Here is a 19,078-nt window from a genome sequence, read left to right on the forward strand (position 1 = left end):
AATTAAAAAACGAAATCCGAGATTGAACGTAAACAGAAATAAAGTATATTTATGAAAGTTTCCCAACACATCTTTACATAAAAAAATCTTGAATGATGAAAAGTTTAATTTTAGGAAAAATAGCTCCTGAATTTTTAAAGGAAGAGACTCTTCCCGGGTTATTAGCTCCTATTTTTGAAAAATACAAAAATAAAACAGCATTTATATTTAATGGTAAAAAACTCTCTTATGAAGAACTCAATAACTGGAGTAATGCAATTGCTTTACAGCTTCACAATGAAGGTATAAAGCCGGGCGATAGTGTCGGGGTTTGGTATCCCCGAAGTATGGAGCTTCCAGTTGCTATTTTAGGAATATTAAAGGCCGGAGCCTCTTATGTTCCACTGGACCGGGAGATGCCTGAAGACAGGATAAGAAAAGTTTTTACAGACATTCATGTAAAAGCTTATTTCTCTGATGCAGATGCCGGAATCCATTGTCGGCCTCTAGCCATTGCCCCACAACCGGACACCACTATCCCTCCAATCAGCGATCCGATTAGCTCCGATCAATGGGCATACGTGTTATTTACTTCCGGAAGTACCGGAAATCCTAAAGGAATTCCAATTTCCCACAGGAATATCTGTCATCTTATAAGATCTGAAGAAGATTTCATAGGAATAAAAGATACCGATATTGTATATCAGGGGTTTTCCGTCTCCTTTGACATGTGGTGTGAAGAGGTATGGATCAGTCTTTTTTCCGGTGCAACGATATGGATTGCAGATGCCCTTACTGTAAAAGCTATTGATGAATTAAGTGAGGTATTAATCAGGAATAAAATCACTGTTCTTCATGCAGTGCCCAGTATCTTAGCCATTATCGAGGAGGTTCCTTCAGTGAGGATCATCAATACAGGGGGTGAAGCATGCACAAAACAAGTACAGGAAAAATGGGCAAAGCCTTACAGAACCTTCATCAACAGCTATGGTCCCACGGAAACTACAGTATCATCCAACATGGCTAAGCTGAAGGATGATGACGAGCTTACGATTGGCCATCCTCTACCCAATTATCATATTGCTGTGGTTGATGAAAATCTGAATATCGTACCACGAGGAGAAAGGGGTGAAATGATCATTTCTGGTCCCGGAGTCAGTAATGGCTATTTCAACCTCCCGGAACTAACAGATCAAAAATTCCTGAAAAATCCATTTCCTGAAATTCCCGGCGATACCATTTACAAAACTGGAGATGCTGTTATTATACGGGAAAACGGTTTTATAGATTTTCAGGGAAGAATAGATGACCAGATCAAACTCCGTGGCTACAGGATTGAATTGGGAGAAATAGAAGCCAGGTTGAATCAGCTTCCCGGCATTTCTTCAGCAGCTGTTGCCGTGAAAGAAGACGCTAACGGACAGGGGCAACTCGTTGGCTATACTGTAATGAGTGACCATCATGAATTCGATGAAAATACAATACGTAAAGAGTTAGCAAAGTTTCTGGCACCTTATATGGTTCCCGTCTCGATCATCAAAATGAGGGAAATGCCCAGGATGCCGAGTGGAAAAATTGACCGAAAAAAACTGCCGGTTCCTGAAAGCTTCATCAGCCATGAGAAAAGTGAAGACATTGAAATAAATCCTGAAGCTCCTATCGAAGAAAAACTGTTGCAGACCCTTCATTGGATGTTTCCGGGAAAAGAGATCCAATTACATCAGGACTTTTTTACGGATCTGGGAGGACATTCCTTACTTGCTGCAACATTAGTTTCTCACCTCCGGCAAAAAGCAGGGATTCCTTACGCTTCTTTAAAAGATATTTATGAAAACAGGCCGCTTTCCGCTTATTCAGATTGCCTTAAAAATAAACACACTGAAAAGGCATCCGATCAGGAACCGTTTACAAGAGTTTCGTCATTTCAATATTATGCCTGCAATCTTGCCCAGACTATTTCCTTACTGGTTGTTTTTGCATTATTTAGTGTACAAATATTTTTCCCCTATCTTAGTTATTATTATTTCCAGCTTAACGGGTACGGAACCGGATTAGCCCTGTTAAGTGCTATTCTTTTGTATACACTCATACCACCGGTTTATTCTGTTATTATTCTTTTAACAAAGTGGCTTGTTATCGGAAAAATAAAAGAAGGTGATTATCCGTTATGGGGCTGGTATTACTTCAGATGGTGGCTCTGGAAAACCGTAAAAAGACTGATGCCTTCAGAATTTATTGTTGAAACCCCATTGTATCCGAAATATCTGAAATTATTAGGTGTACACGTTCATCCGAGCGCACAGCTTAGCCTTTTACCTATTGCAGCTGAAGATCTTGTTACCATTGATCAAAACGTAACCACGAGCTCAGGATGTAGTATTGATAATGCATCTGTAGAAAATGGAGTGCTTAAAATAAGAAAAGTACATATTAAAGCACACGCTTATCTTGGTTCTTCAGCTATAGTATGTGGTAATACTGTCATTGAGGAATTCGGAGAACTTCAGGATCTCAGCTGTTTAAATGAAGGAAATACGATCGGATACGGTGAAGTCTGGGATGGTAGCCCGGCTGAAAAGCTAAGAACAAAAAGTAAGGAAGAGACGCAGATTCCACAGCTGGTTTCTACCGCAAAAAGAAACAAATATGCTATCATATATGCATGTTCTCTTTTTTTCTTCCCACTTTTAATCGTTTTACCACTTGCTCCAACATTGTACACCTTGTATTATCTGGACGACCGTTCAGCGGATTACAGTTTCTATTACCTATGGCAGGCACCTATTCTATCTACAATCTACATATTAATTTTTATCGGGGTTGTCAGTATTATCACAAGGTGCCTGCAATACCGTATGAAGCCGGGAATATATCCTGTTTACAGTTTTATCTATTATCGGAAATGGGTAAAAGATCAGATATTTAATCTTGCATTAACCGTCGTACATCCTCTTTTTGCTTCGATTTATATCAGTAAATTTTACAGGATGATGGGAGCCAAAGTTGGCAGAAATTCAGAGATCTCCACAGCAAGCGATGTTTCCCACAATCTTCTGGAAATTGGAGAGGGATCTTTTATTGCTGACGCGGTCATCCTGGGGGAACATGATGTAAGAAATGAAAAACTGATCCTGGCAAAAACCAAGATCGGCAACAATAGTTTTGTAGGAAACAGCGGATTGATCCCACAGGGATATGAATTAGGAGATAATATGCTTATCGGCGTGCTAAGCAAAGCTCCGAATGAAGAACAACTTAAAAACTCTTCTGAAAAAGACTGGTTTGGATCTCCGCCAATCGGACTTCCCTCAAGACAAAAATCGGAGCGCTTTGACAATAGCCTTACCTACAACCCTCCCTTCGGTCTTAAGTTTGCACGTGCTATTGTGGAGGGAATCCGGATTATTCTGCCTCAAACCGTTATTATTATCTGCAGTGTATTATTTATTGCCTACACCAGCAATTATCTTGAAGGAAGAATCCATCATTTGATCTTATTTTCTCCATTTTATTATCTGGGAATTGTAGCCCTACCTTCCTTTTTCTTTACGGTAATCCTTAAATGGGTTCTCGTTGGAAAGTATAAAAAAACAGAAATGCCCATGTACAGCCTAAAAGTCTGGTTGAGTGAAGGAATAACTACAGTATATGAGGCACTCCCTGTAATCTTCTTTCTTGATTTCCTGCGGGGAACGATGTGGCTTCCTTTCTTTATGAGATTTTTGGGTGTGAAGATCGGTAAAAGGGTGTGGCTCAATACAACAGATATTACAGAGTATGATATGGTAACGATAGATGACGAAGCAATGTTAAATGAAGACTGCGGGCCGCAGACGCATCTTTTTGAAGATCGTATTATGAAAATAGGAAGTGTAAAAATCGGTAAGCAGACAACCATTAATTCAAGAACCATTATTCTTTACGATACCGAAATAGGTAATAACGTAAATGTTGATGCCCTTTCACTGATTATGAAGGGCGAGGTACTTTCTGATAACACATCCTGGCACGGAAGCCCGATACGAGGAAAATAAAACATTATATTATGAACTTTACAATCCGAAAAATAAAAATATCAGACCATCTCCCCATTGTGGATGAGTTGGTAGGAGAGCTTCATGTTTCTGAAAAGGAAATGAATGAGAAAACAGCCGACTGGGGCAAGATCAGAAAACATTATTTGCGCTTTATGACCGACTGTGAGGAAGAGAATAACGGAACATTTCTTATTGCTGACGCAGAGGGAAAAGCTATTGGTTTTTTATTCGGGTATATTGATGAAAAAGATGACAGCAACTTTGAACTAGGAGATGCAGACGACCTGTATGTTTCTGAAGGATATGTAAAGCAGGAATATAGAAAACACGGAGTTTACACTGCCCTAAACAAAGCATTTGAAGAAACCTATAGAGATTTTAATATCCGGAAAATTTACAGATTTACTTTATGCAGTAACCATATTATGCAAAGCTGGCTTGATAAACAAGGCTATAAACCTGTCCGGTTAATGTATGAAAAGTGGCTGTAAAGGATAAAATATATTTGATGAAAGAAAAAAAGTTCTGGTAAGATATTCTTACCAGAACTTTTTAAATATCGATTATTACTTTGTGACACTTTTTTAATAAGCGCAGCCGAAGTAATTATTTTTGTCTGAAATATACCTCGATAGGAACTCCGGTAAATCCGAATTCTTTTCTCAATTGATTTTCAGTAAATCTCTTATACGGTTCTTTTATATATTGTGGAAGATTACAGAAGAATACAAACTGCGGTGACGGCGTAGGAAGCTGCACACAATATTTGATTTTAATGAATTTTCCTTTATTTGCCGGAGGTGGAGTTTGTTCGAAAATAGGAAGCATCACTTCATTTAATTTCGAAGTTTTAATCTTCTTCTTACGGTCTTCATATACCTGCATCGCCACTTCTACCGCCTTCAGTATTCTCTGTTTCGTTAATGCAGATACAAACAGAATTGGAATATCCTGGAACTGCCCGATCTTATCTTTAATTGCTTTTTCAAAATCACGGATCGTATTGGTTTGCTTATCTTCAATCAGATCCCATTTGTTAACCAGGATCACAATTCCTTTTCTGTTCTTCTGTGCTAAACCAAAGATATTCATATCCTGAGATTCCCATCCCTGAGTAGCATCTACCATAATGATCACTACATCAGAATATTCAATAGAACGAATTGATCTCATTACAGAATAAAACTCAAGATCTTCGGAAACTTTAGCCTTACGACGCATCCCCGCAGTATCTACCAATACAAACTCGTGCCCGAATTTATTATATAGTGTTTGTATACTGTCTCTGGTTGTTCCCGCAATATCTGTTACAATATTTCTCTCTACATCCAATAAAGCATTCGTTAAAGTGGATTTTCCTACATTCGGACGACCAGCGATCGTAATTTTAGGCAATCCTTCAAAAGGGTCCTGATAATCCGTGGTTGGGAAATCTTTAACGATATCATCTAACAGATCTCCTGTTCCTGATCCTGTAGCAGAAGAAAGAGTATAATATTTTTCGATTCCTAACTGATAAAATTCTGTAGCTGCCAATTCTTCTTTTGCAGAATCTACTTTATTTACAACAATATAAACCGGCTTATTGGATCTTCTTAATAATTCATGAATTTCATAATCCGTATCTGTAAGGCCTTCCTCTACATTAAGCATAAAAATAATAGAAGTAGCTTCATCTACTGCCAGCTGTACCTGTTTACGGATTTCTTCTTCAAAAATATCCTCTGTCCCCACATCATAGCCTCCGGTATCAATTACCGTAAATTCTACTCCGTTCCAGTCGGATTTTCCGTAATGACGGTCTCTTGTAACACCTGCAGTAGAGTCTACTATAGCTTCTCTTCTCTCCAGGAAACGGTTAAATAATGTGGATTTTCCTACGTTGGGACGCCCAACGATAGCGACAATGTTTGACATAAAAAATGTTTAATAATCCTTCGATTCTCTCAGGACAAGTTATTAATGAGTTACTCCAACCTTTGGAGCTCAATTTTTTGCAAAGATAGGGCTTTATATCTAGCAATTGAAACTCAAAGTATTAAAAGTATTTAATCCCTTCAATTTTTTATAAAATTTAGCTGATCAAAAATTTTCTATATCACTAATAAATACAAAAATACCATCCATTTAATTTTTTTAGAAAGTTGAAAAAATATTTTAAAAAAAAGCAAATACCAAATATCATAATTTAGCTTTTATATCAGAAAAATTAAAAATTTAATTTTATTATTATTTTGGCATGTTTTTTCCTTCTGTAAGAAAAATTCATTGTTATATTCATACATTATAACTTATTTAAGATAAGCAACTTTAAACTCTCCTTAAATTTTCAGCATATCCAACATAAACAGATCTAACAAACACATTGATAATTTAAAATTTACGTTATGAAAAGAAACATTACCTTAAGTATTTGTTTATTACCAGCATTCTATTTTGCACAGGTAGGGATTAATACACAAGTTCCTGATGCGACCTTACATGTAAAATCTCAAAATACAGCCTCAACCGACAAAACATTTTATGTACAAAACGGGAAAGTATCAGATTCCAATAATTTAGAAGTCTACGGTGATAACAGGACCTACATAGGAAAACCAGATAATCAGACACCTGATGCTGTAAATGATGCATTACTCAATCTGTATGGCGAAAGCTCACGATCTAATCTCAGGCTCATTAACCCTCCTTCCACCGAAAACCAGTCGGATGGAAAAGTTAGACCTGGTGTAAACTATAATAAGTTAGCCCCACTATACATTGATGCAAATGGACATATTGTAAAAGCCTATGATCCTTCTTCTCCTACTGCTTTAAGTTTTGATGGCAACTACACAGTGCCTAATAATTCTACGGAATAAAAATTATAGACATCACAGCTAAAGGTGTTGTAACATTCAAAGTTTATTCAGGTTTGGTATTGGGTCCGGCTGGTACAGGATCAAATATTCTGGCAACGATAAATTTCGGAGTTAATTCCGGATTTTCAGTATCTAATTTCAGTTCCGCTTCCGGTTCTACATCAACTCGCTATCCGGTAACGAGTTCAACATCTGATAATGGTGATACCAGTATATCTTCTTATACAGCTGATGCAACTTTTAACTTTGGAGCCAATAATACCAGCTTGGTCTTTTTTTATCAAAACGGAGCAATATATGCCAGATTATCTGGAGGGAATATCAATTCTGTAGCGATCAATATTTTTGAATCAAAACGTTTTAGATAAAAATAACAGAAACCTCATTATTAAAATTAATCCGTGGAACAGATTATTCCACGGATTAATTTTATAAAGTACAAACGTCAACTTTGCTTTATGATTTACGAGAAAGTAATTGTAACGAATATTGCAACTCAGGATCTTTTCGTTCTTTTAACACTTTTAAAAAGAAATTATTATCAATCTTATAGTCCGGAATTACACCTGTGCAATTGGGAATATTATCATTTTCATTATTATTGAAAAAGATTTCTGTACGCGGAATAGATATGGTCATTTTAGTATTCGGTAATTTATAAGTAAGAAACCAGGCTGCCGTCGTAAAATTACTACAAGAACCCGTTTCCTTTCCAACGATTTCGCCTCGTTTTTCCTTTTTAAACAGAGAAGCAAAGTAAGTAGCCGCTGAAAATGTACGGTTGTTAATGAGGAGAATAACTTTTCCATCGAAAAACAGTCCATCTCTTGGATAGTTTTTGATATAGGTATCATCCAACCTGTTATTCCCAAAATAATAATCTCCCTTTTCAGATTTATCAAATCGTTGTCTCATAAAATTATTAGAATCCCTGATGTCTTTCTCAGAGTAATATCGGTCAGTTTGGGGATCTATCAGGTAATCACTATAATTGATATCAATGACTTTACTCCCGTATTTATAAGAGTTTGTAAAGATCTTTTCTTTTGACATAAATGAGTACAAAAGTGGAATATTGGTAACAGAACCACCAGAGTTGTTACGGATGTCTACAACAAGATTTTTGTATTTTTTATTTTTAATTTTATGAAAATATTTCTTCAGCTTCTCGTAAAAAAAACTTTCATCATAAGAGAATGATCTTACAGATAAATAAAATGTATCAGGACTAATTTCATACCCAAAGATTCCATAGATTTCGGAACTCACATCAATTGGTAAAACAGCATGCCGGGATTCGTAATTAAATCGTGTAAATGTAATGCCTTCCAGACTAGCTTTTTTCTGTTCTCCGTTAAGTGTCTGATATTTGATCGTAAAAGTATGATCTTTATTTTCATTAATAAATGAAACATACATGGATATATCCAAGTCTTCTACTTTAATATTTCCATCTGCTTGTTCAGGAATTTGTTTTAAAATATCCGCAACACTTCTGTTGTTAATTTCCAAAAGCTTACTCCCAACCTCAATGTTGTATTTATTATCTGCATTTACATAAATATTTCCGTTGTTAACATAAGTAATTAGTGGAAAAAAATAAGTAGAATTAAGGTAGTCTTCATGATAATTAGAATCTGGAATAAAAGAAATATGTCCGTCACCTAATACCCTTCCAGGATTATTAATATTAAAATTAATATAGCTGGGATCTTTTTCAATTACTTTCCGAAGGGAATCCAGCTTCTTTGCAATAGCTTCTTTGCTATGAAATCTATAAGGATTAGGGTGCTGATTTAAAAGAATAGCAGTAGCAATATCAAAATCTTTAAGATAAGCATCTTTGTTTATTTCAGAAATTGAATATTGACTAAAAAGAGAGGTAAAAAAAGATAGTAATGAGAAAACAAATATCTTTTTGATCATAATATTATAAATTGAATTAAAAAATGAATCATGATTTTCATGACTTTACAAATTGGATTTAACAAAAAGCTTACACCTTTTATATTGATTCTTCTATGGATTTCTCGGATGTCCACGAGCATTACTATAATCATCCAACGGTTGATCTCGCAGATGATCAACATTTCTTTTAATAGTGTTTTTCACTACTAGCGTTAATGTTCCACAGATCACTAAAGGTGTAAACACTAAAAATGGAATAAGTTTAAACATTATTTTGTTTTAAATTAGAATAAATAAAAATTAAGAAACAAATTACATACCATTGATCCCAAACTGATAAATATCATTTGGCTAAAAAGCCTTTATTTATGGCGTTTAGCATATCCTCATAAGTCGAAAGCTAACTATACTTAATTTATTATGAACGCAAAATATCTGAGCCCCAGTAAAAAAGCCACCCTTATCAGGATGGCTCGTTATTATATATTTAATACAACTATAAAATTAAGCTATATCAAAGCGGTCCAAATTCATCACCTTTGTCCATGCTGCAGCAAAATCTTTTACAAATTTTTCTTGTGCATCAGCACTTGCATATACTTCCGCAATTGCTCTTAATTCTGAATTGGATCCAAATACGAGATCAGCACGGGTAGCTGTCCACCTTGGCTGTCCGCTTTTACGATCAGTTCCCAGGTATAATTCATTGTCACCAGAGGCTGCTTTCCATTGAGTTCCCATATCAAGCAGATTGACAAAGAAATCATTGGTAAGAACTCCAGGACGATCTGTAAACACCCCGTTTTTAGAGCCGTCAAAATTAGCATCTAATGCTCTCATTCCACCGATTAATACTGTAAGTTCGGGAGCAGTAAGGGTCAGCAATTGCGCTTTATCAATTAATAGGGCTTCAGTAGAAACCGTATATTTCCTTTTTAAATAATTACGGAAACCATCTGCTGCCGGCTCCAGATATCCCATCGATTCAATATCCGTCTGCTCCTGAGAAGCATCCATACGGCCAGGCGTGAAGGAAACCGAAATATCGTGCCCTGCAGCTCTTGCTGCTTTTTCTACAGCTGCTGTTCCTCCTAAAACAATAAGATCTGCTAAAGAAACCTTCTTACCGGAAGTCTGTGAAGCATTAAATTCTGCCTGAATATTTTCCAACACATTCAGAACTTTTTGTAATTGTACAGGATTATTCACTTCCCAATCTTTTTGAGGAGCTAAGCGAATTCTTGCTCCGTTTGCTCCTCCCCGCTTATCACTTCCTCTGAAAGTCGAAGCCGAACCCCATGCAGTTGTGATCAGTTCCTGAGAACTTAACCCCGAATCAAATATTTTCCCTTTCAAAGTTTCAATATCAGAACCATCTATTAAGGCATGATTTACCGCAGGGATAGGATCTTGCCAGATCAGTACTTCATCCGGCACATCCGGTCCAAGATAGCGGGCTCTTGGCCCCATATCTCTGTGCGTAAGTTTGAACCATGCTTTTGCAAACGCTTTAGCCAAAGCATCAGGATTCTCGTAAAAATGTCTTGATATCTTTTCGTAAACCGGATCAAATCTTAGGGAAAGGTCCGTTGTAAGCATGGTAGGTTTATGTTTTTTAGAAGAATCGAATGCATCAGGAATGATCTCAGCTCCATCTTTCGCTACCCATTGATGAGCTCCTGCAGGGCTCTTGGTAAGTTCCCATTCATTTTCAAAAAGATTTTTGAAGAAGTAATTACTCCATTGGGTAGGAGTTTCTGTCCAGGTTACTTCCAGCCCGCTGCTGATCGCATCTGCTCCTTTTCCGGATTTATAACTGCTCGCCCATCCGAGCCCTTGCAATTCAATACCTGCTCCTTCAGGTTCTTTATCTACATGGTCGGCCGGTCCTGCACCATGTGTTTTACCGAAGGTATGTCCTCCTGCAATAAGGGCCACAGTCTCTTCATCATTCATCGCCATACGCCCGAATGTATCACGAATATCTTTAGCTGCAAGGATTGGGTCTGGATTTCCATCCGGACCTTCAGGATTTACATAGATAAGTCCCATTTGTACTGCTGCCAAAGGCTTTTCAAGATTTCTGGAATGTACTTTTCCATCCGCGTCATCATCTGTTGGTAACACAGCATGATTTTCCACTACTCCCTCAGAACCATGTGCATATCGGAGATCGCCTCCCAGCCATGTTGTTTCGGAGCCCCAGTACACATCCATATCCGGTTCCCAGACATCTTCACGGCCTCCTGCATATCCAAACGTTTTAAAACCCATGGACTCTAACGCAATATTACCGGTGAGAATCAAAAGATCCGCCCATGATATATTTTTACCATATTTTTGTTTTATAGGCCAAAGTAACCTTCTTGCTTTATCCAGACTTACGTTATCCGGCCAGCTATTCAATGGTGCAAAACGCTGCTGACCTGCTCCGGCTCCTCCTCTTCCGTCTCCCACACGATAAGTTCCGGCACTATGCCATGCCATACGGATAAACAAAGGACCATAGTGTCCGAAGTCTGCAGGCCACCAATCCTGTGAATCCGTCATTAATGCATGAAGATCTCTTTTTACAGCTTCAAGATCCAGGCTTTTAAATGCTTCAGCATAATTAAAATCTTTATCCATGGGATCTGATAAAGAGGAATGCTGACGTAAAATATCAACTCTTAACTGATTAGGCCACCATTGTTGATTTTGAGTTCCGCCACCAGCTACATTTTGTTTCATTGTTCCATTATGAAACGGACATTTACTGATGTCATTTGAATCTTTTTCCATTGTCGTTTAAATTTTAATATTGATTAATACCGTTTATCTGATCTGAACAAGACAAACTTACAACAACCCATTCAATAAATACGATCTATTGATAAAATTTTTACGATAGTTAAAAACTATAATAAAACTTCTACAGCCCTTGTCTTATTTATTGCAATAAGTTAGCTATATTTAATTGAAAATGAAGCAAAATCAAAACACAGGCCTCCTATTTAGAATGATTCTATCCTTCATAATAAGGAAAAAAAGATTACATTTAAACATATAAACACTAAAATTCAAAAGCATGAAAAAAATATTGATCATCCTTCTGGTAGCTTTTATTATCATTCAGTTTTTTCCTATTGACAAGACCAATCCACCGCTGAATCCGGGTATGGATTTTTTAAAAATAAAAAAAACACAACCTGAGGTCGCCAAACTCATCCGTACATCGTGCTACGACTGTCACTCCAACGAAACGAAGTATCCATGGTACTCAAGCATTGCTCCTTCATCGTGGTTTCTCAAAAATCATATTGATGAAGGCAGAAAGAATTTAAATTTCTCTACCTTTGCAATGTATGAACCTGAAAGACAGGCACACAAATTGCAGGAATGTATTGAAATGATTGAGAAAGAGGAAATGCCTCTGGAATCCTATATTGTCGGTCATCAGGACGCAAAATTAACCCCTGAACAGAGAAAGCAGCTTATACAATATTTTAAAAAAGTAAAAGCAGAAACGGAACGGTCGATGGTATTTTAAAAAAAGTGTTATGCAGGAAAATTGGCAGGATAAATATATTGTCTTCTTTGACGGAGATTGTGGAGTTTGTAATTTCTGGGTACAGTGGATCCTGGAACGCGACAAAAAAAACAAATTCCTTTTTGCTTCTTTACAATCGGATTTCGGCCAGAAGTTCTTATCAGAAAGAGGATTGGAGACTACTGTTTTCAATACGATGTATCTTTGGAAACCTAATCAGTATTATCTGGTAAAATCTAGAGCTGTTCTTCAGATTGCTCAACTCCTGGGTGGCGTATACCAACTTATTGCGGCCGGAAAAATCATACCGACTTTCTTAAGTGATAAGGTATATGATTTGATTTCAAGAAACAGAATGAAACTTGCTGCTCAAAAATGCTATCTGCCTGATCAAAATCAGAAAAGAAAGTTTATAGAAGTTTAAATTCCTGAATTAGAAATGGCAAGTATCATGATATGATTTCACAATACCTGCCATTAAGTAATATTACATATTCTGATTTTCGTATCGAAATTCTAAAATTCTAACTTCACTTCGTTATTCAACATAACAAAATCTCTCCGGAATTTATTAACTAAGTTTACGATTCTGTTCTACAATTATTGATTTAATGACCAAACAGAATAACTATTAGGAGGACATTGAATTTTCACTCTCTTATCAGCCTGTGTTGTAGGATACCAGGTTGATGCTCCTGTAAAATCCTTGATCTGCTGATTGCTCCAATTGGTGTCTACCCATCTTTCCTGCCAGCTTGATGAAGTGTTAATATACACCACCAGGCCAGGATTACCATTATACCCGTTACGTCTCGCAATATATTCATCATTATCTGTGTAGAGAATAGAGGTTGTCCCTGTTGCTTTATTGTTATGAATCCAGATGAGATTATTTAATCTTTCTTTATTAAGCCACTCCTCGTAATCCCTGTAAAATATGGTAGGATACCCTTCATGAGTCAGGATATAAGCATATGCTGGCATCTTATTATAAATAATATCAGTATCATGGTTGGCGACAAAAGTAACGGCTTTATATGGATTTCTTTTCCACATCATATCATCATTCAAAACATTGAGATTTCCGTTATCAAATGCTTCATCCATTTTATAATAGGCCGCAAAATCAAATACAGAACTGTTTGCATTATTTGCCCATGATTCCAGTGTATTAACATTGGAATCCCATAATTCTCCTACCGAAAAGCCACCTACCTTTGCATTCCAATTATTAACCACCCACGCACCAAAACCTTTTACATAATCAAATCTCCAACCGTCGAACTTCATTACATTCTTATAGTATTTACCAACGGAATCGTCTCTTCCCCAAAGCCAGTCCTGCACATGGGGATTAGCATGGCATAAATCCGGAAAACCGCCGAAAGAGCCTTCGTCGTTATTTCCGTAGGCATTTTTATAAAAATCATTGTAGTTTCTGGTAAATTTTCCTGAAGCTATTCCTGAAAAATTCGTCCATGTATTGGTTCCAGTATAAGGATTTGCTTCCGACTGCCCTCCACTGTTATGGTTGATCACAATATCCGCATAGACCTGCATATTTTCTGAATGGGCTTTAGTGATCAATGCTTCCAGCTCAGCTCTTGAACCAAAACGGGTTTCTACACTTCCGTTTTGATTAAAGTTTCCAAAATCATAATAGTCGGTAGGATCATATCCCATTGAATAAGCTCCGTTCTGCGCTTTGGATGCGGGAGGTAACCAAACTGCCCCTATTCCTGCATTGGACCAACCGGTAAGTTTATCTTTTACTGTATTCCACCAGTTTCCGCCATCCGGAACATCCCAGTAGAAACCCTGCATCAGAACACTTCCTCCCGGACCTGCAACAAATTTACCATTTACTGACTCCTTTCCAGTACTGAACGGCCTTCCATCATGACGAGTGACCTGTACTATTTTGGAATGAACTTCTTGTTCCCCCGAAGTGTTTCCGACTCCTTCATCATTGGTTTCACAGGAATTCATGATTCCTAAAGCCATTAATGAAAATAAGAAAGATGTTTTTTTCATAGTCCGTTTTTTAATTATTAATATAATAACTAAATTACACTTTTATTAAAATAAATTCCACTTAACGTGAATAAATTTACTTAGACTCAAAAATATGCTCTAAAATAGTATCATAAATTTTCATTAAAAAATCATAAACTTTTAAGATTATCGGCACAATTTTTCTTTTAATCCATATATTTGCATATTATGGAATATAACACCCAAAAAACGCAACTTAATATGCCGGAATACGGCAGAATTATACAACAGTTGGTTGAGCGTTGCAAAGAACTCCCTTCTAAAGAGGAGAGAAATGAAATGGCAATGGCAATCATCGATTTTATGGGACAAAGAAACCCACAACTTCGCGACGAAGAAAATTATAAACATAAGCTTTGGGATCATCTTTACATTTTAGCCAATCATGATCTTGATGTAGATTCTCCTTATCCTTTTCCGACGAAAGAACAGCTTGAAGAAAAGCCAAAGAGAATGGAATACCCGAAACTTCAGGGTGATTTTAAATTTTACGGAAAAAGTATTCTTCAATTAATTGAAAAGGCTATAGAGCTTGAGGCCGGAGATGAAAAAGAAGCTCTTATTGAAGTGATTGCCAACAACATGAAGAAATCCTATAATGTTTATAATAAAGAGCATGTTACTGATGATGTGATTTTCCGTCATTTGAAAGAGCTTTCGGAAAACAGACTGGACCTTACAGGTATAGAATCCCTGGAGAAAAGTAAAATCTATTACAATACCAACAACCGAGGCAACAACAATAACAATAGTAATCGCAACAGCAATAATAAAAATCAAACCAACAAAAGAAGACATAACAATAACAACCATAAAAACAGAAAGTAAATGAGTGGAACGTTTCAAATAAGAGGAGGAAAAAGACTGCAAGGTGAAATTACTCCACAAGGGGCAAAAAATGAAGCTTTACAAATTTTATGTGCAGTTTTACTAACTGATGAGGAGGTAACCATTAAAAACATTCCTGACATTCACGACGTAAACAGGTTAATTGAAATTCTGGGCGATTTTGGTGTAAAAATCACTAAAAACGGGCCTGGAAATTACACTTTTAAGGCTGATCACGTTAATTTCGACTATGTAAAATCCAGCGAATTCAAAAAGGACGGTGCTAAATTACGCGGTTCTATTATGCTTATGGGCCCTATGCTGGCCAGATATGGTGAAGCTTATATGCCAACTCCGGGTGGAGACAAAATCGGACGACGACGACTGGACACTCATTTCCAGGGGTTAGTAGAATTAGGTGCCGAATTTCACTATGACGAAGAAGAATATTTTTACTCTTTAAAAGCTAAGGAGCTCAACGGGAAATTCATCTTACTGGAGGAGGCTTCAGTAACCGGTACTGCAAACATTGTTATGGCAGCAGTATTGGCGAAAGGAAAAACAAGAATTTACAATGCAGCTTGTGAACCTTATCTTCAGCAACTTTGTAAGATGCTGAACAGAATGGGAGCTAATATTTCCGGAATAGGTTCAAACCTATTAACGATTGAAGGAGTTACCCATCTGCGAGGTACGGAACATACGATGCTTCCCGACATGGTAGAAATAGGTTCATGGATTGGTCTTGCTGCAATGACAAAATCCGAACTTACTATAAAAAATGTAAACTGGAATCAGCTGGGAGTAATCCCTAATACCTTCAGAAAATTGGGAATCCAGCTTGAACAAAGCAATGATGACATTTATATTCCTGCTCAGGAAAATTATAAAATTCAGAAATTCATTGATGGATCTATCCTTACTATTTCGGATGCTCCATGGCCGGGATTCACTCCTGACCTTCTTTCTATTATCCTGGTAGTTGCTACACAGGCGAAAGGAAGCATTCTGGTTCATCAGAAAATGTTTGAATCAAGATTGTTTTTTGTAGATAAGTTAATTGATATGGGAGCGCAGATTATTCTATGTGATCCACACAGAGCGACCGTAATTGGCCTTAACCAGGAAGCTCCTCTTCGTGGGACAACCATGGTTTCCCCGGATATCAGAGCCGGAAATGCTCTTCTTATTGCAGCTTTATCTGCCGAGGGAAAATCTATTATCCACAATATTGAACAGATTGACAGAGGATACGAAAATATCGACGGAAGACTGAAAGCAATTGGAGCGGATATCGAAAGAATATAAAAAAACATTTGTTTACAATATAAAAGCGTTCAGGGGTCCTGAACGCTTTTTCTTTTTATAAGGCCTGGTTTACCAGCCGCCGCCTCCACCGCCACCTCCGCCGCCGCCGGAGAAACCTCCACCGCCAGATCCGCTTCCGGAACTGGAAGGTTGTGTAGATGCAGATTGTATAGATTTGGTAAGGCTCGAGTTCAATGTATTTCCAAAGTTATAATGATTTATAGAATTTCCAATATACCAGCTATGAACATATTCTGTTCCGTTAGCCATATTTTTCAACAAGGTATCAAATTTTTCACCCCAGATTTCATCTACTCCCAAAACCATAGCAAAGGGCAGAAGAGTTTCAAAAACCTGCGGTGTCAATTGTGGTGGATTATGGAATTTCAACTGTTCATTTTCCGCTGCTCCCATATACATTTTGAAACCTTCAATCAGTGATTTTTTCTGTAATTTCTCTTCTGACGGCCTTTTGATCAGATATTGATAGATCATCAGTGAAGTAAATGCCAGGGCAATGAAAATATAACAGATATTGAAATTACTGCTTTCAGTTATTTCATGACCGTTACTGATTAAGCTACCTATTCCAAATAGTATGCAAAATGGAATTGGAATGAGAAATTTCCAGGAAAGGCTTTTAAATAAAAATGCAACTAAAATAAATGCCACAAAAAGTATAACATACACCGCAATTCCGATGACAACCTTTTCCGCTTCCGGATAAATAGTATAACTTATATATAATCCAAGCATATACACTATTGTAATAAGTAAAGTAGGCAATACTAATTTTCCTGTGTTATTTCCTTCATTGAGAAATTTATCATGTTGGAATTTCAGCGTTTCCTTAAAATTCGTAACCACTCTTTCAATTCTGGAATCATATTTCCCATCAAACTTTACAGTATCGATGTTATCTGAAAAAAGCGTATTCATGAGATTAATTTCTTCTTTTGGTAAAGACTCATCTGCTTCTTTCAATTTTTTAAGGGTAAATATTTTTGAACTGAAAAGACCAAGAATTCCGGAATCTTCTCCTTCAATGATCTGAACATATCCTTTTATGGCCAGATTGACAATAGCTGCCGTCAGATATTTATTTTTGAAATTCTCATTTCTCAAATACCCTAAAGAAGCAGGAGAAAGATTTTCGGGAACATTAAACTGCGGATAAACTATTGGTTTTTCAGGATCCACGCCATATTTTCTCCATGTTGAGTAATAATAGAAGATCAATCCGATAAAAACGATAAACCCACCAATTAAAATTCCAAACTTTTCAAAGAAAGTGGGTGGCGGAGGAGGAATCATCACTCCTTTATTAAATCCTACGGCCACAGTAAGCCCTTCATTAGACTTAAGATCTGCCGCGGTCCATTCTATCGAACGATCAGACAAAACCTTTACAGTACAGTTCTGCGAACTGCTGCCATACGCTCCTGTATAACAGGAGTTCTGAAGTATTTTAGCGCCCTCCGGAAGATTAATTTTAGCAGAGACAAAATCAATATCAAAATCCCAATAGGTTCCGTTTACATTCCAGTAAACCTCATCATATTTATCAAAAAAACCGATCTGGTTCTCTGTTTTATACCTGATCTCATATTCATAATCTCCCGGATTCAGTATAATGTCTTTATTTCCAACATATATTTTTAAAAAGCCATCTTCTATAACGTCATGATAATCTTCTTCTACTCCATTTTTTTTAATGGAGAGGATGGTATACTTAACTTTCTGATTTTTGTTATTCAGATTTCTGGAAAGCGGCAATGCCCGATAGATCCCTCGTTTAATCTGATCTCCCAGACTATGAACTTTGATATCTTCCTTTATCGTAAGACCGGAACTTTTATCGACATCAATATCAGAATGAAAGGAGAGAATTTTTTCGGTATTTTCTACCATGGCCATTTGATCGGGACGCCGGGGCTCTTCCTGACTAAAACCCAATACAAATGCTAACAGAACAAAAAGCAACAGATTTTTTTTCATTGCTTAAAATTTCACAGATGGAACTTCTCTTTCAGCTATATTTTGTAATTCAAAGAAGGCAGATTTTTCAAATTTATACATATTAGCAATGATATTACTTGGAAAAGATTCTACCAGCGTGTTATTCTCACGAACCGTTCCGTTGTAATACCTTCTTGATTTTTCAATATCATTCTCTATAGAAGTAAGCTCCGATTGCAGCTGCTGAAAATTGGTATTGGCTTTCAGATCAGGATACTGTTCAGCTACGGCAAAAAGATTCATCATGGCTTGGTTCAGATTTTTTTCAGCTGCTTCCTTAGCTTCAACAGAATTAGCTCCTATAGCCTGAGACCTCGCTCTTGTAACACTATCTAAAGTTTCACGCTCGTGGGTTGCATATCCTTTCACCGTTTCTACAAGGTTCGGAATAAGATCATGCCGTTTTTTAAGCATAACATCAATACTGCTCCACCCTTCCTGAACCAGGTTCCTCAGTTTCACCAAACGATTATAAATAGAAACTCCATATAAAAGAAACAAAACAATTACAGCGACAATGATAATTAGTATGGTCATAGATTTTTAATTTATTG

At 36.9% G+C, this 19,078-nt stretch carries 14 protein-coding genes; 8 read left to right on the plus strand and 6 right to left on the minus strand.

Going from position 1 to position 19,078, the window contains the following annotated elements; translation table 11 throughout:
• Positions 1 to 92: 92 nt before the first annotated feature.
• Both MTQ00_RS11910 and MTQ00_RS11915 read left to right on the plus strand, forming a co-directional pair.
• A complete protein-coding gene (locus MTQ00_RS11910; protein ID WP_273649252.1) occupies positions 93 to 4,013 on the plus strand; it encodes a Pls/PosA family non-ribosomal peptide synthetase in 3,921 nt (1,306 codons plus the stop codon).
• Positions 4,014 to 4,024: 11 nt separating this feature from the next.
• The gene (locus MTQ00_RS11915) at positions 4,025 to 4,507 is read left to right on the plus strand and encodes a GNAT family N-acetyltransferase (RefSeq protein WP_273649254.1); all 483 of its coding nucleotides are present in this window, start codon (positions 4,025 to 4,027) and stop codon (positions 4,505 to 4,507) included.
• A 115-nt stretch (positions 4,508 to 4,622) separates the two neighbouring features.
• On the opposite strand, the gene der is transcribed toward MTQ00_RS11915, so the two are convergent.
• Positions 4,623 to 5,933 carry a ribosome biogenesis GTPase Der gene (der, locus tag MTQ00_RS11920; protein WP_172280246.1) on the minus strand — a complete coding sequence of 437 codons (1,311 nt, stop codon included), beginning with the start codon at positions 5,931 to 5,933 and terminating at the stop codon, positions 4,623 to 4,625.
• 470 nt (positions 5,934 to 6,403) lie between these two features.
• Here der and MTQ00_RS11925 point away from each other — a divergent pair, with 470 nt between their 5' ends.
• A complete protein-coding gene (locus MTQ00_RS11925) occupies positions 6,404 to 6,877 on the plus strand; it encodes a hypothetical protein (RefSeq protein ID WP_273649257.1) in 474 nt (157 codons plus the stop codon).
• 53 nt (positions 6,878 to 6,930) lie between these two features.
• Positions 6,931 to 7,245 (plus strand): hypothetical protein, encoded by a 315-nt coding sequence (locus MTQ00_RS11930; protein WP_273649258.1) that lies wholly within the window; start codon positions 6,931 to 6,933, stop codon positions 7,243 to 7,245.
• A gap of 88 nt (positions 7,246 to 7,333) precedes the next feature.
• Here the strand turns inward: MTQ00_RS11930 and MTQ00_RS11935 are convergent, their stop codons facing one another.
• Both MTQ00_RS11935 and katG read right to left on the minus strand, forming a co-directional pair.
• A complete protein-coding gene (locus MTQ00_RS11935; RefSeq protein WP_273649260.1) occupies positions 7,334 to 8,803 on the minus strand; it encodes a S41 family peptidase in 1,470 nt (489 codons plus the stop codon).
• Between the two features lie 486 nt (positions 8,804 to 9,289).
• Positions 9,290 to 11,566, minus strand: coding sequence for a catalase/peroxidase HPI (gene katG, locus MTQ00_RS11940; RefSeq protein ID WP_273649261.1), 2,277 nt, complete (start codon positions 11,564 to 11,566; stop codon positions 9,290 to 9,292).
• 286 nt (positions 11,567 to 11,852) lie between these two features.
• On the opposite strand from katG, the gene MTQ00_RS11945 reads away from it, so the two are divergent.
• Positions 11,853 to 12,314: a heme-binding domain-containing protein gene (locus MTQ00_RS11945; RefSeq protein ID WP_273649263.1), complete on the plus strand. Its 462-nt coding sequence runs from the start codon at positions 11,853 to 11,855 to the stop codon at positions 12,312 to 12,314.
• A gap of 10 nt (positions 12,315 to 12,324) precedes the next feature.
• Positions 12,325 to 12,738, plus strand: a complete 414-nt coding sequence (locus MTQ00_RS11950) for a thiol-disulfide oxidoreductase DCC family protein (RefSeq protein WP_273649265.1) — start codon at positions 12,325 to 12,327, stop codon at positions 12,736 to 12,738.
• Positions 12,739 to 12,914: 176 nt separating this feature from the next.
• Here MTQ00_RS11950 and MTQ00_RS11955 read toward each other — a convergent pair whose 3' ends face one another.
• Entirely contained in the window at positions 12,915 to 14,348 is a 1,434-nt protein-coding gene (locus MTQ00_RS11955; RefSeq protein ID WP_273649267.1) for an alpha-amylase, read from the minus strand.
• Between the two features lie 189 nt (positions 14,349 to 14,537).
• On the opposite strand from MTQ00_RS11955, the gene MTQ00_RS11960 reads away from it, so the two are divergent.
• Positions 14,538 to 15,197, plus strand: a complete 660-nt coding sequence (locus MTQ00_RS11960; protein ID WP_172280255.1) for a DUF4290 domain-containing protein — start codon at positions 14,538 to 14,540, stop codon at positions 15,195 to 15,197.
• A complete protein-coding gene (murA, locus tag MTQ00_RS11965; RefSeq protein ID WP_172280257.1) occupies positions 15,198 to 16,505 on the plus strand; it encodes a UDP-N-acetylglucosamine 1-carboxyvinyltransferase in 1,308 nt (435 codons plus the stop codon).
• A 69-nt stretch (positions 16,506 to 16,574) separates the two neighbouring features.
• Here the strand turns inward: murA and MTQ00_RS11970 are convergent, their stop codons facing one another.
• On the minus strand, positions 16,575 to 18,503 hold the full coding sequence (locus tag MTQ00_RS11970) for a DUF2207 domain-containing protein (protein ID WP_273649270.1): 1,929 nt from the start codon (positions 18,501 to 18,503) through the stop codon (positions 16,575 to 16,577).
• 3 nt (positions 18,504 to 18,506) lie between these two features.
• Positions 18,507 to 19,061, minus strand: a complete 555-nt coding sequence (locus tag MTQ00_RS11975; protein WP_172280261.1) for a LemA family protein — start codon at positions 19,059 to 19,061, stop codon at positions 18,507 to 18,509.
• Positions 19,062 to 19,078 lie beyond the last annotated feature (17 nt).

It is taken from the genome of Chryseobacterium sp. B21-037, assembly GCF_028570785.1.
Lineage (GTDB): Bacteria > Bacteroidota > Bacteroidia > Flavobacteriales > Weeksellaceae > Chryseobacterium > Chryseobacterium proteolyticum.